The sequence below is a fragment of the Segatella copri genome, from assembly GCF_019127135.1.
Classification (GTDB): Bacteria; Bacteroidota; Bacteroidia; order Bacteroidales; family Bacteroidaceae; genus Prevotella.
The window spans coordinates 82,328-106,879 of record NZ_JAHOEA010000003.1; the positions used below are offsets into that span (position 1 = coordinate 82,328).

The following is a 24,552-nucleotide window of genomic DNA, read 5'->3' on the forward strand; positions in this document are numbered from 1 at the left end:
ATGAAGTTAAAGTTTGTGCAAAGATACTGATTTTCTGAGATTTACTTGCATCTTTCAGCATTTTTTTTTATTTTTGCGCCATAAAACATGAAGATATGGTTACAAAATCTTTCATCACAGCCATCTTGGCTATATTCAGCATGGTTCCATGCTACGGACAAAAGCACCAGCACGGCAAGGCATCATATTACTCTAAGAGAGCAACAGGTGCCCGCTCTGCAAGCGGACAGAGAATACATCATGACAGTTTAACATGCGCACATCGGTTTTATCCCTTCGGAACGCATCTCAAGGTTACAAACCTTAGCAATGGCAAAAGTACTATCGTAAAAGTCATTGACAGAGGTCCGTTTGGAAGAGGTAGAATCATTGACCTATCATGGAAGGCTGCAAAAGAAATTGGTATGATTTCACAAGGCGTAGCTACTGTAAAAGTTGAAATGCTGGAAAGCCCGATTCCTTACAAGCCAGAGGACACAAAATTGCCTAAGATTGATTTCGAAGTGGCTGAAACTGAATATGAATTTCCTAACAAATGGGGAACTCCTAACAGGAATAAGAAAAATCATCACAGCAGTAAAAAAGAAACAAATAAAATTACTTCAAAGGTAATAAATAAAACAGAGCACCATAAAAGCAAAAAGGTAACCAAGTCTGAATTAAAAAAGCACAATATAGATTAAACAAAAGGTAAAGGCGAGAATCATCATTGATTCTCGCCTTTACCTTTGTATATATAACAGAATCCTAAAATAAGATACTATCACACATTTCATTATCATACCGGAATTTTATCTGGATTTTGTCGGAATATCAAACTGATTAACCTTAGAAATCGTGTTACCGCCTTGTATAACTGAAACACAGAAACAAGCTGTACCATTCTTCAAACGGTTATCAGCCTTGACCATTGCTGTATATCGAATCACATGGCCAGGAGCAATACTTTCTACATGAACACTTGGAGAAATGAAAATGTGCTTATTGCCGGTAGTCTCAATAACGGTAGGAACTACATCAAATAAAGTGTGAGGTCCGTTATTTCGGATTTCAAAAATAACCTTAGCTGTTTCATTCCGATTCAAAGTATTGTCCTCATTGGAATCAACAAAACGAGCATTCATTATTTCCAAAGAGGATGAATAAGCATAATTCTGCCCCAGTTCTTCCAGAGTAGAACTAGGAATAGTAGCTACAGGCTGCTGAGCACTATAACTTCCGGTATAATCCCTATCATTGAAATCATAAATCCTATCATCACCCGAATTAGTTGAATCAAAGATTTCGTCATTGGAATAAACTGGAGAAGATTGCTGGTAAACTCCATCCTGATAAGAATGATGATCACGGTGTGATCTATCCCGATAAACAGATTCTCTTTGCTGCTGAGACTTCTGGTCAGCCTGACTACCAATGGCCGCTCCAACGGCAGCACCACCAGCCATGCCAATAATAGTACCCATATCAGAACCTCTAGGACCACCAGACAAGCCACCAATAGCTGAACCAAGAATAGAACCAAATGTGGCACCAGCATAAGCGCCACTTCCCGTATAAGTATCGCAGCTACTCAACAGCAAAGAAGAGCAAGCTACAAAAAGCATAATCTTTTTCATCTTCATTAAGCTTAAATTTCTGCTGCAAAGATACAAAGAACTAAAAGAATAAAAACAAAAAAATCCCTAATAATGATTAGGAAAAACCCTAAAAGAGCAGATAGTTTTGAAAAAGGGACAAAAAAGCGCCCTTGTAAAGACAAGGACGCTAAATTTATCTGAGATGATTGAAAATTATTCAGCCTTTGGAGCCTCCTCAGTTGCAGGAGCCTCAGTCTCAGCTACAGGAGCCTCTTCAGCCTTTGTTGCCTTACGACTACGACGAGTCTTCTTAGCAGCAGCCTTCTGAGTCTTAGCCATATTCTCATCAAAGTCAACGAGCTCGATGAAAGCAATCTCAGCTGCATCACCCTGACGGGTACCCAACTTGATTACGCGAGTGTAACCACCTGGACGGTTAGCTACCTTCTCAGCTACCTCACCGAAGAGAGCCTTAACAGCATACTTATTCTGAAGATAACGGAAAACTACACGACGTGAAGTTGTTGTATCGTTCTTAGAACGAGTAATCAATGGCTCAACATACTTCTTAAGAGCCTTTGCCTTTGCGAGGGTCGTAGTGATTCTTTTGTGCTCGCTCAAGATAAGTGATGAAGCCATGTTAGCCAACATCGCGTTACGATGAGAAGCAGTACGACCTAAATGGTTGAATTTCTTATTATGTCTCATTTTTTGTTTTTACTTTTTGGACTTCGAACCTTTAAGATTCCTTGTCTAATTTATACTTTGAAATATCAGTTCCAAAAGACAGATTCAGACTCTCGAGCAAATCATCAAGCTCTGAGAGCGATTTCTTACCAAAGTTGCGGAACTTCAAGAGGTCAGTCTTGTTAAACTGAACCAAATCACCAAGAGTCTCAACATCAGCTGCCTTCAAGCAGTTGAGGGCACGAACACTAAGATTCATGTCTACGAGACGAGTCTTAAGCAACTGGCGCATATGAAGAACCTCTTCATCAAACTCCTGATTACTCTCCTGATCCTGTGTCTCAAGAGTAATCTTCTCATCAGAGAAGAGCATGAAGTGATAAATAAGAATCTTCGCAGCCTCTTTCAGAGCATCCTTTGGACTAATGGAACCATCTGTTGTAATTTCAAGTACGAGCTTATCATAGTCGGTCTTTTGCTCAACACGATATGGTTCTACAGCGTACTTTACATTACGTATAGGGGTGTAGATGGAATCGATTGGGAGAACGTTAACGTCAGTGCAGAATTGACGATTCTCATCAGCAGGAACATAACCACGTCCCTTATTAATAGTCAAATCGATCTGCATCGAAGCTTTGGCATCTAAATGACAAATCACCAAATCAGGGTTTAACACTTCAAATCCAGTCAGATACTTACCGATATCACCTGCTTTGAATTCTGTAGAATTCTCAACGGTGATACTAACTTTCTCATTCTCGAATTCTTCTACTACTTGCTTGAATCGAACTTGTTTGAGATTCAAGATAATGTTAGTAACATCTTCCTTAACACCAGGAACTGAAGAGAACTCATGCTCAACACCCGCAATGCGGATAGTGTTAACAGCATAACCCTCCAATGATGAAAGGAGAATGCGGCGCAAGGCGTTACCAATGGTAACACCAAAGCCAGGCTCCAAAGGACGGAATTCAAATTTTCCGAACTGGTTATCAGCCTCTAACATTACTACTTTATCAGGTTTTTGAAATGCTAATATCGCCATTAATGTAATGATTTATTTAGAGTACAACTCAACGATTAACTGCTCCTTAATATTCTCTGGAATGTCGGCACGCTCTGGCTTGTGCAAGAACTTACCGCTCTTTGAATTATCGTCCCACTCAATCCATGGGTACTTGCTATGATTGAAACCTGCAAGAGCTGCTTCGATAACCTCGAGAGACTTAGACTTCTCACGAACACCAACAACCATACCAGGCTTAACTGCAAAAGAAGGGATATTAACTACCTTACCATCAACAACGATGTGCTTGTGACCAACCAACTGACGCGCAGCAGCACGTGTTGGAGCGATACCAAGACGGAAAACAACGTTATCAAGACGGCACTCGAGATTCTGAAGAAGAACCTCACCAGTAATACCATCAGCCTTAGCAGCCTTATCAAACATATTACGGAACTGACGCTCTAATACACCATAAGTGTACTTAGCTTTCTGCTTCTCTGCCAACATGACACCGTACTCAGACATCTTACGACGACGGTTGTTGCCATGCTGTCCAGGAGGGAAGTTTCTCTTGGACAAAACTTTGTCAGCGCCGAAGATTGGCTCACCAAAACGACGCGCAATTTTAGATTTCGGACCTATATATCTAGCCATAATATTATATAAATGCTATATTGTTTGTATCTTAATTAATAATGCTAACCTCAAGCGTTATACACGACGACGCTTTGGAGGACGGCAACCATTGTGTGGTAATGGAGTTACGTCAACGATTTCAGTAACCTCGATACCTGCACCGTGAATAGCACGGATAGCAGACTCACGGCCGTTACCTGGACCCTTAACATAAGCCTTAACCTTACGAAGACCAAGATCAAAAGCGACCTTTGCACAATCCTCAGCAGCCATCTGAGCAGCATAAGGAGTGTTCTTCTTAGAACCACGGAAACCCATCTTACCAGCTGAAGACCAAGAAATGATCTGACCCTCATTGTTAGCAAGAGATACAATAATGTTATTGAATGAGCTATGAACGTGAAGCTGACCGATAGCGTCAACGCGTACATTTCTCTTCTTAGATGTTGCTTTTTGCTTTGCCATAATTAATTTCCTCCTTCAGAATTACTTAGTAGCCTTCTTCTTATTAGCAACAGTCTTCTTCTTACCCTTACGTGTACGAGCATTATTCTTAGTGCTCTGACCGCGAACTGGAAGACCATTACGATGTCTAACTCCACGATAGCAACCAATATCCATCAGTCGCTTAATGTTCATCTGGATCTCAGAACGGAGATCACCTTCAACTTTGAACTCAGCGCCGATAATTTCACGGATCTTAGCTGCCTGGTCATCAGACCACTCGCTAACCTTCAGGTCACGGTTTACACCGGCCTTATCCAATATCTTTGCTGAACTACTTCGACCAATACCATAGATATAGGTCAATGCGATTTCGCCACGCTTATTCTGGGGCAAATCTACTCCAACAATTCTTATTGCCATTGTTTAAATAAATAATTAAAAAATTAATACCTTTCGTTTAAAGCGGTGCAAAAGTACAACTATTTTTTGAAATAACGGCACTTTTACAATACTTTAACATTAACCCTGACGTAATTTCATCTTAGGGTTCTTCTTGTTGATAACGAACAGACGACCTTTACGACGAACGATCTTGCAGTCAGCTGAACGCTTCTTTAATGATGCTCTTGTCTTCATAACCTTATATATGATTATTATTTGTATCTAAAAACAATTCTACCTTTGGTAAGGTCATATGGACTCATCTCCACCTTTACCTTATCACCAGGTAAAATCTTGATGTAATGCATTCTCATCTTACCAGAGATATGAGCTGTGATGTCAACTCCATTCTCTAATTCTACTCGGAACATCGCATTTGACAATGCTTCTACAATAGTTCCATCTTGCTCAATAGCGGCTTGTTTTGCCATAATATAAATATTTGTCCTTCTTAATGTTAAACTTCTACGAATGAAGATAAAATTTTGCTTTATCTTTTCGAGCAACCTTGTGTCATCAATATCTGATGAAAAACATAATTAGATGACATATTAGCGGGAAAAGGCTCTCCAAGTGGATAAGGATAACCTATCCAAATGGAGAGTCGTCTCACATAATATAGTAAATTCAAGTCAGCCTTACTTATATAAAGAAAAAACTGAACTCAAAAAAATTTCATCTTCTGTCTTCAGAAATTTCTCATTTCAAAAGAAAAAGATTAATATGCAGCAACACCACCCTGACGGGTATGGCCTGAATTCAAAAGACCATCATAGTGGCGCATAAGCAAATGACTCTCGATTTGTTGTAATGTGTCAATGACAACACCAACCAAAATCAATAGAGATGTACCTCCAAAGAATTGAGAGAAAGCTTGCTGTACATCGAGAAGTCCTGCTAAAGCAGGCATAATTGCGATAAACGCAATAAATAACGAACCTGGTAAAGTAATACGAGACATTACGGTATCAATGTACTCAGCTGTATCCTTTCCTGGTTTTACGCCAGGAATGAAACCATTATTACGTTTCATATCCTCAGCCATCTGAGTAGGATTCAATGTAATAGCTGTATAGAAATAAGTAAATGCAATAACCAAGATTACATAAACAACATTATATAGCAAACTACGATTATCCATCAACTGCTGAACAACACTACTAGCATTTTCAGACTGATAGCGAACTATCGCCAATGGAATAAACATTAAAGCCTGAGCAAAGATGATAGGCATTACGTTAGCAGCAAAAAGCTTCAAAGGAATGTACTGACGTGCACCACCATATTGCTTATTTCCAACCAAACGTTTAGCATACTGTACAGGAATCTTACGTGTACCTTGTACCAAAAGTATTGAAGCACAAACTACAGCATAAAGGATAAGGATCTCAACGATGAACATGATAAGACCACCACCAGAAATTGCCTGCAAACGAGAAGTTACCTCCTGAACGAAAGCCTGTGGCAAACGGGCGATAATACCAATCATAATAATAAGAGAGATACCATTACCTACTCCCTTGTCAGTGATACGTTCACCTAACCAAAGGATAAACATACTACCTGCAGCCAAGATAATTGTTGCCGGAATCATGAATACCGTCCAACTGATACCTGTGGCTAGAGCATTAGCAGCCTGCATTTTCAAATTCAAAAGGTAACTAGGAGCCTGAAAGACCAAAATGGCCACAGTCAGGACTCTAGTATACCATTGTATTTTTTTGCGACCGCTCTCGCCCTCACGCTGCATCTTCTGGAAATAAGGCACAGCGACAGCAAGGAGCTGCATAACGATTGAAGCTGAGATATAAGGCATAATTCCGAGTGCAAAGATAGATGCATTGGAAAATGCACCACCAGAGAACATGTCCAATAGCGACATAAGACCGCCAGAGGTCTGCGACTGAAGTTTTTCCAACATGCCCGGATTGATACCTGGAAGTACCACAAACGAGCCAAAACGGTAAATAGCCGTAAACAGAAGAGTAATGAGGAGTCTCTGACGGAGATCCTCTATCTTCCAACAGTTCTTTAGTGTCTCAATAAACTTTTTCATTTACTTAGATTATAGTTGCGTTACCACCTACTGCCTTGATTGCTTCTTCGGCAGTCTTTGAGAAAGCATTAGCTTCAACTTCCAATTTTGCTTTAAGTTCACCGTTACCGAGAACCTTTACAAGCTCCTTGCCGTTTGTGAGGCCAGCAGCCTTAAGTTCCTCAATACCGATTTTTGTAAGGTTCTTTGCTTCAGCAAGAGCCTGAAGAGTAGAAAGGTTTACTGCGAAGTACTCCTTGTGGTTGATATTCTTAAAACCAGCCTTTGGAACACGACGCTGCAATGGCATCTGACCACCTTCGAAACCAATCTTTCTCTTATAACCAGAACGAGCCTTGGCACCCTTATGACCACGTGTAGAAGTACCACCGAGACCAGAACCTGGACCACGACCAATACGACGACGTGAATGGGTAGAACCTGCAGCAGGTTTCAAATTATTTAATTTCATAATCGTTCCTAATTTAAAAAGATTAATTAATCAACTACACTTACGAGGTGATGAACCTTACGGATCATACCACGGTTGCTAGGAGTATCCTCTACCTCAACAACCTGAGAAATCTTGTGGAGACCAAGACAAGCGAGTGTACGCTTCTGATCTACTGGAGCACCGATTTTACTCTTAATCTGCTTGATTTTAATTGTTGCCATATTCGATTTTTCCTAATTAACCGTTAAATACTTTATCCATACTGATACCACGCTCACCTGCTACAGTATAAGCATCACGCATCTCTGCAAGAGCTGCGATAGTAGCCTTCACAAGGTTATGGGCATTTGAAGAACCCTTAGACTTAGCGATGACATCCTTGATACCTACGCTCTCAAGTACTGCACGCATAGCACCACCGGCCTTCAAACCAGTACCGGCAGCAGCTGGCTTAATAAGAACCTTAGCACCACCAAATGAAGTTTCAACCTCATGAGGTACAGTACCCTTGAGTACAGGAACCTTTACCAAGTTCTTCTTAGCAGCTTCAGTACCCTTTGCGATAGCAGCTGTAACCTCACCTGCCTTACCAAGGCCGTAGCCGATTACGCCATTACCGTCACCTACAACGACGATAGCAGCGAATGTGAAAGTACGACCACCCTTTGTAACCTTAGTTACACGGTTGATAGCAACCAAGCGATCCTTAAGTACTTCTTCGTTATTTACTTTTACTTTATCCATTGCCATAATCGTTTAAAATTTAAGACCACCATTACGAGCACCTTCAGCCAACTGCTTTACACGACCATGGTAAAGGTAACCATTACGGTCGAAAACTACTGCCTCAACGCCAGCAGCCTTAGCCTTCTCAGCAATGAGCTCGCCAACCTTAGTTGCCTGCTCCTGCTTAGGCATCTTCTCCAAACCGAGTGAAGAAGCTGATGCAAGTGTAGTGCCTGTCAAATCGTTAATAACCTGAGCGTAAATCTGCTTGTTAGAGCGGAATACACTAAGACGTGGACGCTCAGCTGTACCGTTCACACTCTTACGAATGCGGAACTTTATCTTAATTCGTCTTTCTACTTTCTTTGTTGTCATAATCGTAAATAATTAAAATTACTTAGCTGAAGCACTCTTACCAGACTTTCTGCGAATAACTTCACCCTTAAAGAGAATACCCTTACCTTTATAAGGCTCAGGCTTGCGGAAAGAACGAATTTTTGCACAAACGAGTCCCAACAACTGCTTGTCGCAAGACTCCAATGTCAAGATTGGGTTCTGGTTTCTTTCAGACTTAGTCTCAACCTTAATCTCCTTAGGCAACTGGATGAAAATAGGGTGAGTGTAACCCAAAGCAAACTCAATGATATTACCCTGGTTAGAAACACGATAACCAACACCTACCAATTCCAAAACCTTTGTATAACCAGCGCTTACACCAACAACCATGTTGTTAACGAGAGAGCGATACAAACCGTGGAAAGCCTGCTTCTGCTTGATATTTACAGGACTATTTTCATCGATTTCAAAGCTAATCTGACCATCTACATTATTAAACTTGATAGATGGATCAATCCACTGAGAAAGTTCACCCTTAGGGCCCTTTACTGTACAAACATGAGAAGTCTCATCATAGTTTACAGTAACACCTGCAGGGATACTAATTGGCAATTTTCCTATTCTAGACATATAAAAGCCTCCAATTAATAAATATAGCAAAGAACCTCGCCACCGATCTTAAGATCAGAAGCTTCTTTGTCTGTCATTACACCTTTGGATGTAGATAAGATTGCAATACCTAATCCGTTAATAACTCTTGGCATGTCCTTGTAACCGGTATACTTACGCAAACCTGGAGTTGACACGCGCTTCAAACACTTGATAGCGTTTTGCTTTGTAGTTGGGTTGTACTTCAAGGCTACCTTAATTGAGCCCTGAGGACCATCCTCTACAAACTTGTAATTGAGGATGTAACCTTTCTCGAAGAGGATCTTAGTGATCTCTTTCTTCAAGTTAGACGCAGGAACTTCTACAACACGGTGATGAGCCATGATTGCATTTCTGAGTCTTGTCAGATAATCTGCTATTGGATCTGTCATAAAATATAAATGTTTAATTAATCGGGACTACCCCGACAATATTAAATAAAAAAATATTCTTACCTTTGAAAGGATTACCAGCTAGCCTTCTTTACACCTGGAATCAAACCAGCAGAAGCCATCTCACGGAACTGGATACGAGAAATACCGAACTGACGGATATAACCCTTTGGACGACCAGTAATCTTGCAACGATTGTGAAGACGGATTGGGTTTGCATTCTTAGGGATAGCCTGAAGCTTACGAGCTGCCTCGTATGCTTCGGCTGGATCATTAGAAGTTGCAATAATCTTTTTCAGTGCTTCGCGCTTTTCAGCGTAACGAGCTACAAGCTTTGCACGCTTAACCTCGCGAGCTTTCATTGATTCTTTTGCCATATCTCTTAATCTTTATTTGCGTTCTTGAATGGAAGACCAAAAGCCTTCAAAAGAGCAAAACCTTCTTCATCAGTCTTAGCTGTTGTAACGAAGGTAATATTCATACCCTGAATACGATCAATCTCATCGATATTAATCTCAGGGAAGATAATCTGCTCTGTGATACCTAATGTATAGTTACCACGACCATCAAACTTGCTCTCAATACCCTTGAAGTCGCGAATACGAGGAAGAGAAACACGAACGAGCTTCTCTAAGAACTCATACATACGCTCACGACGCAAAGTTACCATAACACCGATAGGCATCTTCTTACGAAGCTTGAAGTTTGCAATATCCTTTTTAGAATATGTAGCAACAGCCTTCTGACCGGTGATAGCAGTAATCTCATTGATTGCTACATCAACAATTTTCTTGTCCTGAGTAGCATCACCAAGACCCTGATTGATGACAATCTTCTTCAATACTGGAATCTCCATAGCAGAAGAGTAGTTGAACTGCTTCTGGAGAGCAGGAGCGATTGTCTCCTTATATACTTTCTTTAACTGTGCTGTATCCATTACTTGATTTCCTCCCCTGACTTTTTAGCGATGCGAACAACGTTTTTACCCTCATGCTTGATAGCAACACGAGTAGCCTTGCCACTCTTAGGATCAATCAAACTCAAATTTGAGATATGAATAGGAGCCTCCTGCTTAACAATACCTCCCTGAGGATTCTTAGCAGATGGCTTAGTGCTCTTAGAAACCATGTGCACACCTTCTACGATAGCACGGTTTTCCTCAACGAGGACCTTAAGCACCTTACCTGTCTTGCCCTTATCTGCACCAGCAATAACGATAACGGTATCGTCTTTCTTAATATGTAACTTACTCATTACTTCTTACTTTTTAAATATTAAAGAACCTCAGGTGCCAAAGAAACGACTTTCATATTTACTGCACGAAGCTCACGAGCAACAGGACCGAAAATACGGCTACCACGAAGCTCACCTGCATTGTTGAGCAATACACAAGCGTTGTCATCGAAACGGATGTAAGAACCATCTGCACGACGAATTTCCTTCTTTGTGCGAACAATCAAAGCCTTTGATACTGCACCCTTCTTCAAATCACTTGATGGGATAACGTTCTTGACTGCAACAACAATAACGTCACCAACGCTAGCGTAACGACGGCCTGTACCACCGAGAACTCGAATGCAAAGAGCCTCACGAGCACCGCTGTTATCACATACTGTAAGTCTTGATTCAGTCTGTATCATAATTACTTAGCTTTTTCTACAATTTGTACTAATCTCCATCTCTTTGTCTTAGACAGAGGACGAGTCTCCATGATCATAACTGTATCACCTACGTTAGCCTCATTATTCTCGTCATGTGCATGGTACTTCTTTGTCTTCTGGACAAATTTACCATAAATAGGGTGCATCTCCTTGAACTTAGCTGCAATAACAATGGTTTTATCCATCTTGTTGCTAATAACAACACCCTGTCTTACTTTTCTTAAATTTCTTGTTTCCATCTGGACCATTATTATTTGTTAAGTTCTCTCTGACGAAGTTCAGTTTTCATACGTGCAATATCACGACGAGCAACCTTAATCTCTGATGGATTCTCAAGTGGAGTTACATTATGATTGATCTTCTTCTTGTTCAAAGCATCAACAGCTGCCTCCAACTTCTCAACCAATTCTTTGGTCTCGATATTTTTAATTTCTGCAATCTTCATAATTAAGCGTTTTTATCGTAATCACGTCTAACAATAAACTTAGTCTTAACAGGAAGTTTCTGAGCGCAAAGGCGAAGACCTTCTTTTGCAATATCGAAACTAACTCCTTCAACTTCGAAGAGAATTCGACCTGGTGTAACAGGTGCAACCCATCCTGCTGGATCACCCTTACCTTTACCCATACGGACATCAGCAGGCTTGCGAGTGATTGGCTTATCAGGGAAAATTCTAATCCAGACCTGACCTTGACGGTTCATATAGCGGTTCAATGCTACACGAGCTGCCTCAATCTGACGACTATCGATCCACTTTGATTCAAGAGTTTTGATACCAAAAGAACCGAAAGCCAATTGTGTACCTCTGTGAGCGTTGCCTTTGTTGCCACGACCATCTTGAGGTCTTCTATATTTAACTCTTTTTGGCTGTAACATGATAGCTTTCTAAAATTTAACGGTTATTGTTTCTTTTACGATTACCACCACGGTTGTTAGAGCGACCGTTACCACGGTTGTTGCTCTTATTGTCCTGTGAGAAGTTTGGAGTAAGATCAGCCTTACCATAAACCTCACCACGGCAAATCCAAACCTTAATACCAAGCAAACCTACCTTTGTAAGTGCCTCGCACTGGCAGTAGTCGATGTCTGCGCGGAATGTATGAAGAGGTGTACGACCCTCTTTGTACATTTCTTTACGTGCCATTTCAGCACCATTCAGACGACCTGTAATCTGTACCTTGATACCCTCAGCGCCTGCACGCATGGTGTTAGCAACTGCCATCTTGATAGCGCGACGATAAGCAATCATGTGCTCAATCTGAGTCGCAATATTCTTACCAACGATAGTAGCATCAAGTTCAGGCTTTTTAACCTCGAAGATGTTGATCTGAATATCTTTCTTATAAAGCTTCTTCAACTCTTCCTTCAACTTATCTACATCCTGACCACCTTTACCAATGACAATACCTGGACGGGCTGTACAAATAGTAATGGTAACAAGTTTCAATGTACGTTCGATAATAATACGAGAAATGCTTGCTTTAGCAAGACGCTCGTTAAGATACTTACGGATTTTCTGATCCTCAACGAGGTTATCACCGAAGTTCTTACCACCGAACCAATTTGAATCCCAACCACGGATAACACCAAGTCGGTTACTAATCGGATTAACTTTCTGTCCCATTCTACTTAATTATTTTTCGTCATTAGTTTTTGCATCAACAAAAAGAGTTACATGGTTAGAACGCTTACGAATTCTATAACCACGACCCTGTGGTGCAGGTCTCATACGTTTCATTGTAACGCCTTCGTCAACGAAGACCTTACTAATATAAAGCTCACCGTCTTCAGCCTTGCGATTATTCTTAGCTTCCCAGTTAGCGATAGCTGAACGAAGTAATTTCTCTACATCAGCTGATGCCTGCTTCTTAGAGAAGCGAAGTACTCCGAGTGCACGGTTAACCTCCATACCACGAATCATGTCTACTACATAGCGCATCTTACGTGGAGAAGAAGGAACGCCTACCAACTTTGCGAAGTACAAGTTTTTACGGGCTTCTTTCAATTTCTCAGCCGCAATATGTTTTCTTGCTCCCATTATTTACTTAAATTTTAAATGGTTTAACCCTTAGCTTACTTTCTGTTACCAGAGTGACCGCCAAAGCGACGTGTTGGAGCAAACTCTCCAAGCTTGTGGCCAACCATATTCTCTGTAACATAAACAGGGATAAATTTGTTACCGTTATGAACTGCAACAGTATGTCCTACGAAATCAGGAGATATCATTGAAGCTCTAGCCCATGTCTTAACAACATTCTTCTTGCCACTCTCGTTCATAGCGAGAATCTTCTTCTCGAGAGAAACGTTGATGTATGGACCTTTTTTAAGTGAACGACTCATAATTTACTCTTTATTTTTTGTTAGCTCTTTCGATAATATACTTGTTAGAAAGCTTCTTAGGTGCGCGAGTCTTAAGACCCTTAGCGTACAAGCCCTTACGTGAACGTGGGTGACCACCACTCTGGCGACCTTCACCACCACCCATTGGGTGATCAACAGGGTTCATAACAACACCACGGTTGTGTGGACGACGACCCAACCAGCGTGAACGACCAGCCTTACCAGACTGCTCAAGAGCGTGGTCAGAGTTACCAACACTACCAACTGTAGCCTTACAAGCACTCAAAATCTGGCGTGTTTCACCAGAAGGGAGCTTAATTACACAATAACTGCCCTCACGAGAAGTCAACTGAGCAAAATTACCAGCCGAACGAACCAACAAGGCACCCTGACCAGGACGCAACTCAATGTTGTGGATCACTGTACCAACAGGGATGTTTGCCAAAGGAAGACAGTTACCAATCTCAGGAGCAGCTTCTGCACCTGACATCAAAGTAGCGCCTACCTCAAGTCCGTTAGGAGCAATAATGTAACGTTTTTCACCATCAGCGTAGTAAAGCAATGCGATACGAGCCGAACGATTTGGATCGTACTCGATTGTCTTAACAACTGCTGGAACACCATCTTTCTCACGTTTGAAGTCGATTAAACGATACTTCTGCTTGTGACCACCGCCAATGTAGCGAACGGTCATCTTACCGGTGTTGTTTCGACCGCCGGTAGAACGTTTACCGTAAACGAGAGACTTCTCTGGCACGGATGCAGTAATATCCTCGAACGTGCCAATAACCTTGTGTCTTTGACCCGGAGTAACCGGTTTTAATTTACGTACTGCCATTTTTTATTTTAAATATTGCTGTAAAAATCAATTGTATCGCCCTCCTTAAGAGTAACGATTGCCTTCTTGAACGCATTCTTCTGACCCTTAACAAGACCTGCCTTTGTATAACGGGCAGAGCGCTTGCCAGCGTAACGAATAGTGTTCACGTCAACTACTGTAACATTATACAGACTCTCAACTTCCTTCTTAATCTCGAGCTTATTAGCCTCAGGACGAACAACGAAGCCATAGCGGTTAGGCTGCTTGTCTGTAATCTTGGTCATCTTCTCAGTAACCAATGGTTTGATAATAAATGCCATATTCTAATATCTCCTTTTTACTTTGTTAAGATCTGGTCGATAGTCTCCAGCGACTTTTCAGTAATCACTACTACATCAGCGTTCAAAACTTTGTACGAATTGACGTTAGATGCGAGGATAACCTCAGCGCGCTGTAAGTTACGTGCAGACAAATATACGTTTTTATTTGATTCTGGCAAAACGAAGAGCACTTTTTTGCCCTCAATTTTGAGATTCTTAATAATACTTAAGAATTCTTTAGTCTTTGGAGCCTCAAATGTAAAATCTTCCAACATTACAATTGCGCTTTCCTGTGCCTTATAAGACAGAGCAGACTTACGAGCAAGAATCTTTACTTTTTTGTTGAGCTTGAAGCGGTAATCACGTGGCTTAGGACCAAAAACGCGAGCACCACCTACGAGTACAGGTGAGTTAATATCACCACGGCGAGCACCACCGCCGCCCTTCTGACGACCTAGCTTACGAGTAGAACCGCTCATCTCGCTTCTCTCCTTAGACTTAGCTGTACCCTGACGCTGGTTAGCGAGATACTGCTTTACGTCAAGATAGAGAACGTGATCGTTAGGCTCAATGCCGAAGACTGCATCATTAAGAGCTACCTTGCGGCCGGTCTCCTGACCTTTGATATCTAATACGCTAACTTCCATTATTTCTCAATTAAAACAGTTGAACCTTTGCATCCAGCGAAAGAACCCTTAACAATAAGAAGATTCTGCTCTGGAATTACCTTTAACACCTGAAGGTTCTGAGTTGTAACTCTATCACCTCCCATTTGGCCGCCCATGCGCATACCCTTGAATACCTTTGCAGGGTAAGAACAAGCACCAATAGATCCCGGCTTACGAGCGCGGTCATCCTGACCGTGAGTAGACTGACCTACACCACCGAATCCGTGACGCTTAACAACGCCCTGGAAGCCTTTACCCTTTGATGTACCAATTACATCAACGAACTTGCAATCGTTGAAGATTTCAACTGTAATTGTGTCACCGAGGTTGTACTCCTCATCAAACTTGAACTCGGCCAAGTGCTTCTTAGGTGTTGTGCCTGCCTTCTTGAAGATTCCCATCATAGGCTGAGAAGTACGCTTCTCCTTTGCCTCTTCGAAACCTAACTGATAAGCCTTGTAACCATCCTTTTCTACAGTTTTAACCTGGGTTACAACACAAGGACCTACTTCGATAACAGTGCACGGAATATTCTTACCGTCGGCACTGAAAACGGATGTCATTCCGATTTTCTTTCCAATTAATCCTGGCATTTCAATTTAATTTAAATAATTAGACTTTGATTTCTACTTCTACACCACTTGGCAATTCAAGCTTCATCAAGGCATCAACTGTCTTAGCTGTTGAGCTGTAGATGTCGATGAGACGCTTGAAATCTGAGAGCTGGAACTGCTCGCGAGACTTCTTGTTAACGAAAGTACTGCGGTTTACAGTAAAAATACGCTTGTGTGTTGGCAATGGAATAGGACCGCTAACGATAGCGCCTGTTGCCTTTACAGCCTTCACAATCTTCTCAGCTGACTTGTCAACCAACTGGTGGTCGTAAGACTTCAGCTTAATTCTGATTTTCTGACTCATTTTTAAAATTAAGTTATTATTATATGAATTATTTAGTCTAATGGAAGAAGAGGTACGCTGCTTAAGAGTCATTCGCTAAGCAGCGCCTCATCTTACCGTTATTCTTTGTTATTAAAGGAGTTCTGCGTGACCCTTAACCTCCTCCAACACAGCCTTAGCAATTGTTGAAGAAAGAGGTGCATGATGATCGTACTCCATAGAACTTGTTGCACGACCAGAAGTGATAGTACGCAAAGCTGTTACATAACCGAACATTTCAGCCAATGGAACCATTGCCTTTACGATGCGAGCACCGCTACGACCTTCTTCCATACCCTGAACGAGACCACGGCGCTTGTTCAAGTCACCGATTACGTCACCCATGTTCTCTTCTGGAGTAACAACCTCTACCTTCATGATAGGCTCCATCAAAACTGGACCTGCCTTAGGGCAAAGTACCTTGAATGCCTGATGTGCTACCAACTCGAATGACAACTGGTCAGAGTCAACTGGGTGGAAGCTACCATCGGTCAAAGTCACCTTCAAACCTGTCATTGGGAAGCCACCGAGTACACCATTTGACAAGCAGTCAGCGAAACCCTTCTGTACAGATGGGATGAATTCCTTAGGAACGTTACCACCCTTAACCTCGTTGATGAACTGCAAGTCGCCCTCCTTGTAATCCTCGTCCTTAGGACCGATGGTTACATCGATACAAGCGAACTTACCACGACCACCAGACTGCTTCTTGTAAGTCTCACGGCTCTGAGCAGTCTTAGTGATAGCCTCCTTATAGTTAACCTGAGGCTTACCCTGGTTACACTCAACCTTGAACTCACGCTTCAAACGGTCGATGATGATATCCAAGTGGAGCTCACCCATACCAGAGATAATTGTCTGACCACTCTGCTCATCTGTACGAACAGTGAAGGTTGGGTCCTCCTCAGCCAACTTAGCGAGGCCATTATCCATCTTAGCGATGTCTGCCTGGCTCTTTGGCTCAACTGCGATAGAAATCACAGTATCAGGGAATGTCATAGACTCCAATACGATTGGGTGCTCCTCATCACAGAGAGTATCACCTGTACGAATATCCTTGAAACCTACACCTGCACCGATATCACCAGCATCGATAGACTCCATTGGAATTTCCTGCTTAGAGTTCATCTGGAACAGACGGCTGATACGCTCGCGCTTACCTGAACGTGGGTTGTAAACATAAGAACCAGCAACAACCTTACCTGAATAAACACGGAAGAATACCAAGCGGCCCATGAATGGGTCTGTAGCAATCTTAAATGCGAGAGCAGATGTTGGCTCATCCTCAGATGGCTTACGATCCTCTTCCTCCTCAGTATCAGGGTTAGTACCGACGATATTTGGAGTATCCATTGGTGAAGGCAAGAATGCACATACATAGTCGAGCAATGGCTGAACACCCTTGTTCTTGTATGAAGAACCGAGCAACATTGGGCAGCACTCCATAGCGCAGCAACCCTTACGGATAGCAGCAAGAAGCTTCTCCTCTGGAACATCCTTACCATCGAGATAAAGTTCCATAACCTCGTCATCGAAGTTTGCAGCGCCCTCAAGGAGCTTATCACGCCACTCAGCAGCCTCGTCAACCAAGTCTGCAGGGATATCCTCAACATCATACTCAGCACCCATAGTCTCATCGTGCCAAAGAATAGCCTTCATCTTAATGAGGTCAACTACACCCTTGAAGTTCTCCTCTGCACCAATAGGAATCTGAATAGCAATTGGATTAGCGCCCAAGATATCCTTCATCTGCTGAACTGTCTCGAAGAAGTTAGCACCAGAACGGTCCATCTTGTTTACATAACCGATACGAGGTACATTGTACTTATCAGCCTGACGCCATACAGTCTCGGACTGAGGCTGAACACCATCAGCTGCAGAATATGTAGCAACAGCACCATCAAGCACACGGAGTGAACGCTCAACCTCAGCAGTGAAGTCAACGTGTCCCGGAGTATCGATCAAGTTGATCTTATAAGACTTACCGAGATAGTTCCAGTTACAAGTTGTAGCAGCAGAAGTGATAGTAATACCACGCTCCTGCTCCTGGGCCATCCAGTCCATTGTAGCAGCACCATCGTGTACCTCACCAATCTTATGAGTCTTACCTGTATAGAACAAAATACGCTCAGAAGTTGTTGTCTTACCAGCATCGATATGCGCCATGATACCGATGTTACGAGTCAAATGTAAATCGCGATTTGCCATTTTCTTTTAACTATATTATAATTTAAATTAGAATCTAAAGTGAGCGAATGCACGGTTAGCCTCAGCCATACGATGCATATCCTCCTTACGCTTAAATGCGCCACCCTGATTATTAAAAGCATCCATAATCTCTGCAGCAAGCTTATCAGCCATAGTCTTACCGCCACGCTTACGTGCAAAAAGAATAAGATTCTTCATAGAAATACTCTCCTTACGATCAGGACGAATCTCAGTAGGAACCTGGAAAGTTGCACCACCAATACGACGGCTCTTAACCTCTACCTGAGGAGTAATATTATCAAGTGCCTGCTTCCAGATTTCAAGAGCAGACTTTTCCTCGTTAGACATCTTAGCCTTTACAATATCAAGTGCATTGTAGAAAATCTCATAAGATGTATTCTTCTTTCCATCATACATCAAATGATTAACGAACTTTGAGACCTTCTGGTCATTGAAGACTGGATCTGGAAGGATCACTCTCTTCTTTGGTTTTGCTTTTCTCATTTTAAATAAAACTTTTTTTTAAAATTCTGCATGGGGCTGTATAATGTTCTTCAACGCTCGCACCCGAGCATTTACTCAACCTGTTTACTTCTCCAGCAAAACATTTATTAAATATTTTAACCCCAACTCCCGACCTTCTCCGACCGTGAGTTTGCGGTTTTGTCTAAATTTTAAGAAGATATATTACTTCTTTGCCTTTGGACGCTTAGCTCCGTACTTAGAACGGCGCTGTGTACGATTTGCAACACCTGCAGTATCAAGCGTACCACGAACAATGTGATAACGTACACCAGGAAGATCCTTTACACGACCACCACGAACCAAAACAATTGAGTGCTCCTGCAAGTTGTGACCCTCTCCTGGAATGTAAGAGTTTACCTCCTTAGAGTTTGTCAAACGTACACGTGCAACTTTACGCATTGCTGAATTAGGCTTCTTAGGAGTTGTTGTATAAACACGAACGCAAACACCACGACGCTGAGGACAAGAATCCAAAGCTGGTGACTTGCTCTTGTCTACAAGAACTCGTCTGCCTTTTCTTACTAACTGTGAAATAGTAGGCATAATTTTACTTTTTAATTTATATATTTATTTTTATTTATTGTCTTATTTCGATGTAAGCCACTACTTTATAGAGCCTTTTCGGGGTGCAAAGGTACGATTTTTTCGGCAAACTACCTAAATATTAAGGAGACTTTTAAAAAACGAGGGCTAGTTTTAACTTTATATAACTATTAAAAACGAATATTATAAAGAAAAAGCGGAATTTAGCAGAGAATTTAGTCTTAGTATGTATGTTGTAGTACATTACGCCTCACCCTTTGGTGTGCCGAATGGAGCGATTGTACGTTCTTGCTCATCAGACAACTTAATTTTACCGAAGGACTGCTCGTAGTTATAAATATTGCTCTGCAATGCCTGGAGCAATCGCTTAGCATGCTCAGGTGCCATGATAACACGACTCTTGATCTGAGGTGCCGGCATTCCAGGAAGTGCACATGCGAAATCCAAGATGAAGTCTGAACTAGAATGTGTAATCAGTGCCAAGTTAGAGTATGTACCCTCTGCAACTTCAGGGCTGATGCCCATCTGCAACTGATTCTGCTGCTGTTGATTATTCTTATTTTCTTCCATAATTTTACTAAGTTAATAGGATTAAACTTTAAATGATAGTGCAAATTTACACATAATATCTGAAAAAAACGAATAATCTGCCACTTATTTTAAAAAAACATCATAAGACAACAGAAGAGGTAATCCTAATTCTTTTCTTTTTTTCATCAGTTGCAGATAACAAAAGGGTGCGCCATAGACTTATGACGCACCCTCATTATACCTATTTATATATAGTACTCTATTCTACAATTATTCTCCTATTGGAGTATCAGCATAGTCGAGCACATTTTTCTTATTAGCCTGCATACGCTCATATTCTTCTTTAGAGCCTACGATAAGCTTATCCCACTGACGAAGACCTGTACCTGCAGGAATCAAGTGACCGCAGATAACATTCTCCTTCATTCCCTCAAGGTAATCAACCTTACCACGGATAGCAGCCTCATTCAAAACCTTAGTAGTTTCCTGGAATGATGCAGCACTCATAAAGCTCTTTGTACCAAGAGCAGCACGAGTAATACCCTGGAGAATCTGAGTAGAAGTTGCAGATACGGCATCGCGAACCTGTACAAGTTTCAAATCGCGACGTTTCAATGCAGAATTCTCATCACGCAATCTACGAGCCGTAATGATCTGACCTGGTTTGAGACTTTCACTATCACCACCGTCAGTAACGACCTTCTTACCCCAGATACGATCATTCTCTTCTGCAAAATCAAGTTTATCGACCAACTCTTGCTCCAAGAATGTTGTATCACCTGGATCGTCAATACGAACCTTACGCATCATCTGGCGTACCACAACCTCAAAGTGCTTATCATTAATAGCCACACCCTGAAGACGGTAAACGTCCTGAATCTGGTTAACAATATACTCCTGTACTGCTGTAGGACCCATGATGGCGAGAATATCGCCAGGAGTTACACTACCATCAGAAAGAGGAGTACCAGCACGTACAGCATCATGTTCCTGTACCAAGATCTGCTTAGAAAGAGATACAAGATACTTCTTCTGATCGCCAGTCTTAGATGTTACGATGATCTCACGGTTACCACGCTTTACCTTACCCATAGTTACCTCACCATCGATTTCTGATACGACAGCAGGGTTAGAAGGGTTACGAGCCTCAAGAAGCTCTGTTACACGAGGGAGACCACCGGTGATATCACCAGCACCACCTACCGCACGAGGAATCTTAACCAAAACCTCACCAGTAGTAATTGTCTGTCCATCCTCAACTGCCAAGTGACCACCTACAGGGAAGTTGTATGTACCAAGGATTTCACCATTAGCATCGATAACATCACAAGATGGAACCATTGCCTTATTCTTGGAATCGGTGATAATCTTCTCCTCCAAACCTGTAGTCTCATCGACCTCAGCACGATAAGTCTGATCCTTCTGAACGTCATTGAACTTCAATGTACCCGCATACTGGCTGACGATAACGGCGTTGAATGGATCCCAACGAGCGATAACAGTATCCTTTTCTACGATTTCACCCTCCTTGTGATACAATGAAGAACCATAAGGAACATTCAAAGTTGCAAGAACGATGTTTGTATTAGGATCCACGAAACGGATTTCAGCCAAGTGGCTTACTACCTTTTCGCACTTGATATCGTTGCCTTCCTCGTCTTCCTCTACGAATGGTACTGTGCTCAACTCGTCAAACTCGATACGAGACTTATTCTTCGCAGCAATCTTAGCATTGGCAGCAGCGTTAGATGCAATACCACCGGCGTGGAATGTACGGAGAGTCAACTGAGTACCTGGCTCACCAATAGCTTGAGCAGCGATGACACCAACGGCTTCACCCAACTGTACCATACGGGCTGTTGCCAAGTTACGGCCATAGCACTTCATGCAGACACCCTTTTTGCTCTCACAGGTGAGAACAGAACGAATTTCAACACTCTCGATAGGAGATTCATCTATAGCCTTTGCCTTAGCCTCGGTGATTTCTTCACCTGATTTGACAATCAGTTCACCAGTTGTTGGATGAATAACATCATGTACAGATACACGACCCAGAATACGCTCATAAAGAGATGAAATAATCTCATCGCCATTCTTTAAAGCTGTACAAACCAAGCCACGCAATGTACCACAATCCTCTTCGGTGATGATAACATCGTGAGAAACGTCTACAAGACGACGAGTCAAGTAACCGGCATCGGCAGTCTTCATAGCGGTATCAGCAAGACCCTTACGGGCACCGTGAGAAGCGATAAAGTACTCCAATACAGACATACCCTCCTTAAAGTTAGAAAGGATAGGGTTCTCAATGATCTGCGCACCCTCTGCACCTGCCTTCTGAGGCTTAGCCATCAAACCACGCATACCAGACAACTGTTTAATCTGATCCTTAGAACCACGGGCTCCGGAATCAAGCATCATGTATACGGCGTTGAAACCCTGGTCAGCTTCGGTCATCTCCTTCATCAGGATATTACCCAAATCTGTATTTACGTGAGTCCACGCATCAATAACCTGGTTGTATCGTTCCTTGTTGGTGATGAAACCCATATTATAGTTATTGGTAATTTCCTCAACCTCCTTGCGACCGCGCTCAACAATAGCTTCCTTCTCTGGTGGAATGATAATATCACCAAGGTTGAATGACAATCCTGCGACATAAGCCATACGATAACCTAAGTTCTTGATTCCATCAAGGAATTCACAAGCCTTAGCCATACCAACAGCCTTGATAACATTAGAAATCAAACCACGGAGGGTTTTCTTGGAAATCACATCATTGAAGAAGCCAACTTCATCAGGAATGATACCATTAACGATGACACGTCCAACAGAAGTTTCTACCATTCGTTTCTGGATTGTACCATCAACCAAGTCGTCAACTACGACCTTGATCAAAGCATGAAGATCACATCGGCCCTCGTTACGAGCTATCAATGCCTCTTCAGGACCATAGAATGTCAAGCCCTCACCCTTTGCACCTGGACGAATCTTAGTAATATAGTAAAGACCAAGCACCATATCCTGAGAAGGAACGGTGATAGGCGCACCATTAGCAGGGTTAAGAATATTATGGCTCTGAAGCATCAGAATCTGAGCCTCCAAAACTGCCTCATTACTCAAAGGAAGGTGAACAGCCATCTGGTCACCATCGAAGTCGGCGTTGAACGCAGTACATGCCAATGGATGCAGCTGAATAGCCTTACCCTCGATCATCTTAGGCTGGAATGCCTGAATACCAAGACGGTGAAGTGTAGGAGCACGGTTCAGCATAACCGGATGACCCTTCATCACATTCTCAAGAATATCCCAGATAACAGGTTCGCGACGATCAACAATCTTCTTAGCACTCTTAACAGTCTTAACGATACCACGCTCAATCAATTTACGAATGATGAATGGTTTGTAAAGCTCTGCAGCCATGAGTTTTGGAAGACCACACTCACCCATCTTCAACTCAGGACCTACAACGATTACAGAACGTGCAGAATAGTCAACACGCTTACCCAGCAAGTTCTGACGGAAACGACCCTGCTTACCCTTCAAGGAGTCAGAGAGTGATTTCAAAGGACGATTGCTCTCACTCTTTACAGCAGAGCTCTTGCGTGAGTTGTCGAACAAGCTGTCAACAGCCTCTTGCAACATACGCTTTTCGTTACGGAGGATAACCTCAGGAGCCTTGATCTCAACCAATCTCTTCAAACGGTTGTTACGGATAATCACACGACGATAGAGGTCATTCAAATCTGATGTTGCAAAACGGCCACCATCCAATGGTACCAACGGACGAAGTTCAGGTGGAGTAACAGGAATAATCTTCATGATCATCCACTCTGGCTTATTTATACCTTTACTAGCGCGGAAACCTTCTACAACTTGCAGACGCTTCAAAGCCTCAGTTTTACGCTGCTGACTTGAATCGTTATTTGCACGATCGCGGAGTTCGTATGACAGAGAATCAAGGTCTACATTCTGAAGCAACTGATAAATTGCTTCAGCACCCATTTTTGCTATAAACTTATTAGGATCCGTATCGTCCAAAAGTTCATTGTCACCATTAGGATCATACTGGTCAAGAAGAGCCATATATTCATCTTCTGACAAGAGATCAAGTTTGTGAGAACCGTTCAATTCAAGACCATCAGCATCAGTCTTTCCCTCAAGAATACCAGGCTGGATAACTACATACTTCTCGTAGTAAATGACAGCATCAAGTTTCTTAGTCGGCATACCCAAAAGGTAACCAATCTTATTTGGAAGAGAACGGAAATACCAAATATGAGCAACAGGTACGACAAGTTCAATATGACCAGAGCGTTCACGACGAACTTTCTTCTCTGTAACCTCTACACCGCATCGGTCGCAGACAATTCCCTTATAACGGATACGTTTGTACTTGCCGCAGGCGCATTCATAGTCCTTAGTAGGACCAAAAATACGCTCACAGAACAAGCCATCACGCTCCGGCTTATATGTACGATAATTAATGGTTTCTGGTTTAGTAACCTCACCATACGAATTTTCCAAGATCTCCTCTGGCGAAGCGAGACCGATGGTAATCTTCGTAAAATTATTCTTTACCTTTGTATCTTTTTTGAAAGCCATGTTT

General features: G+C 42.1%; 36 protein-coding genes. 1 reads left to right on the forward strand and 35 read right to left on the reverse strand.

What is annotated here, in order from left to right:
* Window positions 1–95 precede the first annotated feature (95 nt).
* Window positions 96–683, forward strand: coding sequence for a septal ring lytic transglycosylase RlpA family protein (locus tag KSW37_RS01450; protein WP_217313140.1), 588 nt, complete (start codon window positions 96–98; stop codon window positions 681–683).
* Window positions 684–791: 108 nt separating this feature from the next.
* Here KSW37_RS01450 and KSW37_RS01455 read toward each other — a convergent pair whose 3' ends face one another.
* The 35 genes from KSW37_RS01455 to rpoC form a co-directional block, all read right to left on the reverse strand.
* On the reverse strand, window positions 792–1,616 hold the full coding sequence (locus tag KSW37_RS01455; RefSeq protein WP_217313141.1) for a glycine zipper family protein: 825 nt from the start codon (window positions 1,614–1,616) through the stop codon (window positions 792–794).
* A gap of 174 nt (window positions 1,617–1,790) precedes the next feature.
* Window positions 1,791–2,285, reverse strand: coding sequence for a 50S ribosomal protein L17 (gene rplQ / locus KSW37_RS01460; RefSeq protein WP_022122155.1), 495 nt, complete (start codon window positions 2,283–2,285; stop codon window positions 1,791–1,793).
* Window positions 2,286–2,316: 31 nt separating this feature from the next.
* Entirely contained in the window at window positions 2,317–3,312 is a 996-nt protein-coding gene (locus tag KSW37_RS01465) for a DNA-directed RNA polymerase subunit alpha (RefSeq protein WP_022122154.1), read from the reverse strand.
* 12 nt (window positions 3,313–3,324) lie between these two features.
* The gene (gene rpsD, locus KSW37_RS01470) at window positions 3,325–3,930 is read right to left on the reverse strand and encodes a 30S ribosomal protein S4 (protein ID WP_006848811.1); all 606 of its coding nucleotides are present in this window, start codon (window positions 3,928–3,930) and stop codon (window positions 3,325–3,327) included.
* Window positions 3,931–3,987: 57 nt separating this feature from the next.
* The gene (rpsK, locus tag KSW37_RS01475) at window positions 3,988–4,377 is read right to left on the reverse strand and encodes a 30S ribosomal protein S11 (protein WP_022122153.1); all 390 of its coding nucleotides are present in this window, start codon (window positions 4,375–4,377) and stop codon (window positions 3,988–3,990) included.
* Between the two features lie 21 nt (window positions 4,378–4,398).
* Window positions 4,399–4,779, reverse strand: coding sequence for a 30S ribosomal protein S13 (gene rpsM / locus KSW37_RS01480; RefSeq protein ID WP_006848813.1), 381 nt, complete (start codon window positions 4,777–4,779; stop codon window positions 4,399–4,401).
* Between the two features lie 99 nt (window positions 4,780–4,878).
* Complete coding sequence (gene rpmJ / locus KSW37_RS01485; RefSeq protein ID WP_006848814.1) at window positions 4,879–4,995, reverse strand: 50S ribosomal protein L36; 117 nt, start codon at window positions 4,993–4,995, stop codon at window positions 4,879–4,881.
* Between the two features lie 17 nt (window positions 4,996–5,012).
* Complete coding sequence (gene infA / locus KSW37_RS01490; RefSeq protein ID WP_006848815.1) at window positions 5,013–5,231, reverse strand: translation initiation factor IF-1; 219 nt, start codon at window positions 5,229–5,231, stop codon at window positions 5,013–5,015.
* Window positions 5,232–5,518: 287 nt separating this feature from the next.
* Window positions 5,519–6,856 carry a preprotein translocase subunit SecY gene (secY, locus tag KSW37_RS01495; RefSeq protein ID WP_006848816.1) on the reverse strand — a complete coding sequence of 446 codons (1,338 nt, stop codon included), beginning with the start codon at window positions 6,854–6,856 and terminating at the stop codon, window positions 5,519–5,521.
* Window positions 6,857–6,860: 4 nt separating this feature from the next.
* Complete coding sequence (rplO, locus tag KSW37_RS01500) at window positions 6,861–7,307, reverse strand: 50S ribosomal protein L15 (RefSeq protein WP_006848817.1); 447 nt, start codon at window positions 7,305–7,307, stop codon at window positions 6,861–6,863.
* 26 nt (window positions 7,308–7,333) lie between these two features.
* Window positions 7,334–7,510, reverse strand: coding sequence for a 50S ribosomal protein L30 (gene rpmD / locus KSW37_RS01505; RefSeq protein ID WP_006848818.1), 177 nt, complete (start codon window positions 7,508–7,510; stop codon window positions 7,334–7,336).
* 16 nt (window positions 7,511–7,526) lie between these two features.
* The gene (gene rpsE / locus KSW37_RS01510) at window positions 7,527–8,039 is read right to left on the reverse strand and encodes a 30S ribosomal protein S5 (RefSeq protein WP_006848819.1); all 513 of its coding nucleotides are present in this window, start codon (window positions 8,037–8,039) and stop codon (window positions 7,527–7,529) included.
* Between the two features lie 6 nt (window positions 8,040–8,045).
* Window positions 8,046–8,390, reverse strand: a complete 345-nt coding sequence (gene rplR, locus KSW37_RS01515) for a 50S ribosomal protein L18 (protein ID WP_022122151.1) — start codon at window positions 8,388–8,390, stop codon at window positions 8,046–8,048.
* Between the two features lie 18 nt (window positions 8,391–8,408).
* Window positions 8,409–8,981, reverse strand: a complete 573-nt coding sequence (gene rplF, locus KSW37_RS01520; RefSeq protein WP_217313142.1) for a 50S ribosomal protein L6 — start codon at window positions 8,979–8,981, stop codon at window positions 8,409–8,411.
* A gap of 14 nt (window positions 8,982–8,995) precedes the next feature.
* Complete coding sequence (gene rpsH / locus KSW37_RS01525) at window positions 8,996–9,391, reverse strand: 30S ribosomal protein S8 (protein WP_006848822.1); 396 nt, start codon at window positions 9,389–9,391, stop codon at window positions 8,996–8,998.
* A 74-nt stretch (window positions 9,392–9,465) separates the two neighbouring features.
* The gene (gene rpsN, locus KSW37_RS01530; protein WP_006848823.1) at window positions 9,466–9,768 is read right to left on the reverse strand and encodes a 30S ribosomal protein S14; all 303 of its coding nucleotides are present in this window, start codon (window positions 9,766–9,768) and stop codon (window positions 9,466–9,468) included.
* A 5-nt stretch (window positions 9,769–9,773) separates the two neighbouring features.
* Window positions 9,774–10,328 (reverse strand): 50S ribosomal protein L5, encoded by a 555-nt coding sequence (rplE, locus tag KSW37_RS01535; RefSeq protein WP_022122149.1) that lies wholly within the window; start codon window positions 10,326–10,328, stop codon window positions 9,774–9,776.
* Window positions 10,328–10,645, reverse strand: a complete 318-nt coding sequence (gene rplX, locus KSW37_RS01540) for a 50S ribosomal protein L24 (RefSeq protein WP_006848825.1) — start codon at window positions 10,643–10,645, stop codon at window positions 10,328–10,330. Before rplX ends, rplE begins: the two co-directional genes overlap by 1 nt.
* A gap of 20 nt (window positions 10,646–10,665) precedes the next feature.
* The gene (rplN, locus tag KSW37_RS01545; protein ID WP_006848826.1) at window positions 10,666–11,031 is read right to left on the reverse strand and encodes a 50S ribosomal protein L14; all 366 of its coding nucleotides are present in this window, start codon (window positions 11,029–11,031) and stop codon (window positions 10,666–10,668) included.
* 2 nt (window positions 11,032–11,033) lie between these two features.
* A complete protein-coding gene (gene rpsQ / locus KSW37_RS01550) occupies window positions 11,034–11,300 on the reverse strand; it encodes a 30S ribosomal protein S17 (protein ID WP_006848827.1) in 267 nt (88 codons plus the stop codon).
* Window positions 11,301–11,302: 2 nt separating this feature from the next.
* Entirely contained in the window at window positions 11,303–11,497 is a 195-nt protein-coding gene (gene rpmC / locus KSW37_RS01555) for a 50S ribosomal protein L29 (protein WP_006848828.1), read from the reverse strand.
* Window positions 11,498–11,499: 2 nt separating this feature from the next.
* A complete protein-coding gene (rplP, locus tag KSW37_RS01560) occupies window positions 11,500–11,928 on the reverse strand; it encodes a 50S ribosomal protein L16 (RefSeq protein WP_006848829.1) in 429 nt (142 codons plus the stop codon).
* 16 nt (window positions 11,929–11,944) lie between these two features.
* Window positions 11,945–12,676: a 30S ribosomal protein S3 gene (gene rpsC / locus KSW37_RS01565; protein ID WP_006848830.1), complete on the reverse strand. Its 732-nt coding sequence runs from the start codon at window positions 12,674–12,676 to the stop codon at window positions 11,945–11,947.
* A 9-nt stretch (window positions 12,677–12,685) separates the two neighbouring features.
* The gene (gene rplV / locus KSW37_RS01570; protein WP_006848831.1) at window positions 12,686–13,090 is read right to left on the reverse strand and encodes a 50S ribosomal protein L22; all 405 of its coding nucleotides are present in this window, start codon (window positions 13,088–13,090) and stop codon (window positions 12,686–12,688) included.
* 35 nt (window positions 13,091–13,125) lie between these two features.
* Entirely contained in the window at window positions 13,126–13,392 is a 267-nt protein-coding gene (gene rpsS, locus KSW37_RS01575) for a 30S ribosomal protein S19 (protein WP_006848832.1), read from the reverse strand.
* A gap of 10 nt (window positions 13,393–13,402) precedes the next feature.
* Complete coding sequence (gene rplB / locus KSW37_RS01580; RefSeq protein WP_022122147.1) at window positions 13,403–14,230, reverse strand: 50S ribosomal protein L2; 828 nt, start codon at window positions 14,228–14,230, stop codon at window positions 13,403–13,405.
* Window positions 14,231–14,238: 8 nt separating this feature from the next.
* The gene (gene rplW / locus KSW37_RS01585) at window positions 14,239–14,532 is read right to left on the reverse strand and encodes a 50S ribosomal protein L23 (protein WP_006848834.1); all 294 of its coding nucleotides are present in this window, start codon (window positions 14,530–14,532) and stop codon (window positions 14,239–14,241) included.
* Window positions 14,533–14,549: 17 nt separating this feature from the next.
* Window positions 14,550–15,179, reverse strand: a complete 630-nt coding sequence (gene rplD, locus KSW37_RS01590) for a 50S ribosomal protein L4 (RefSeq protein WP_022122146.1) — start codon at window positions 15,177–15,179, stop codon at window positions 14,550–14,552.
* Window positions 15,179–15,793: a 50S ribosomal protein L3 gene (rplC, locus tag KSW37_RS01595; RefSeq protein WP_022122145.1), complete on the reverse strand. Its 615-nt coding sequence runs from the start codon at window positions 15,791–15,793 to the stop codon at window positions 15,179–15,181. The genes rplD and rplC overlap by 1 nt, the downstream gene beginning before the upstream one ends.
* Before the next feature lie 19 nt (window positions 15,794–15,812).
* Window positions 15,813–16,118 carry a 30S ribosomal protein S10 gene (rpsJ, locus tag KSW37_RS01600; protein WP_006283658.1) on the reverse strand — a complete coding sequence of 102 codons (306 nt, stop codon included), beginning with the start codon at window positions 16,116–16,118 and terminating at the stop codon, window positions 15,813–15,815.
* A 111-nt stretch (window positions 16,119–16,229) separates the two neighbouring features.
* Window positions 16,230–18,344, reverse strand: a complete 2,115-nt coding sequence (gene fusA / locus KSW37_RS01605; protein ID WP_217313143.1) for an elongation factor G — start codon at window positions 18,342–18,344, stop codon at window positions 16,230–16,232.
* 27 nt (window positions 18,345–18,371) lie between these two features.
* Window positions 18,372–18,848, reverse strand: a complete 477-nt coding sequence (gene rpsG, locus KSW37_RS01610; RefSeq protein WP_006848838.1) for a 30S ribosomal protein S7 — start codon at window positions 18,846–18,848, stop codon at window positions 18,372–18,374.
* A 183-nt stretch (window positions 18,849–19,031) separates the two neighbouring features.
* On the reverse strand, window positions 19,032–19,412 hold the full coding sequence (rpsL, locus tag KSW37_RS01615; protein WP_006848839.1) for a 30S ribosomal protein S12: 381 nt from the start codon (window positions 19,410–19,412) through the stop codon (window positions 19,032–19,034).
* A 243-nt stretch (window positions 19,413–19,655) separates the two neighbouring features.
* Complete coding sequence (locus tag KSW37_RS01620) at window positions 19,656–19,982, reverse strand: DUF3467 domain-containing protein (protein ID WP_217313144.1); 327 nt, start codon at window positions 19,980–19,982, stop codon at window positions 19,656–19,658.
* 231 nt (window positions 19,983–20,213) lie between these two features.
* The gene (gene rpoC / locus KSW37_RS01625; protein ID WP_217313145.1) at window positions 20,214–24,548 is read right to left on the reverse strand and encodes a DNA-directed RNA polymerase subunit beta'; all 4,335 of its coding nucleotides are present in this window, start codon (window positions 24,546–24,548) and stop codon (window positions 20,214–20,216) included.
* Window positions 24,549–24,552: the final 4 nt, after the last annotated feature.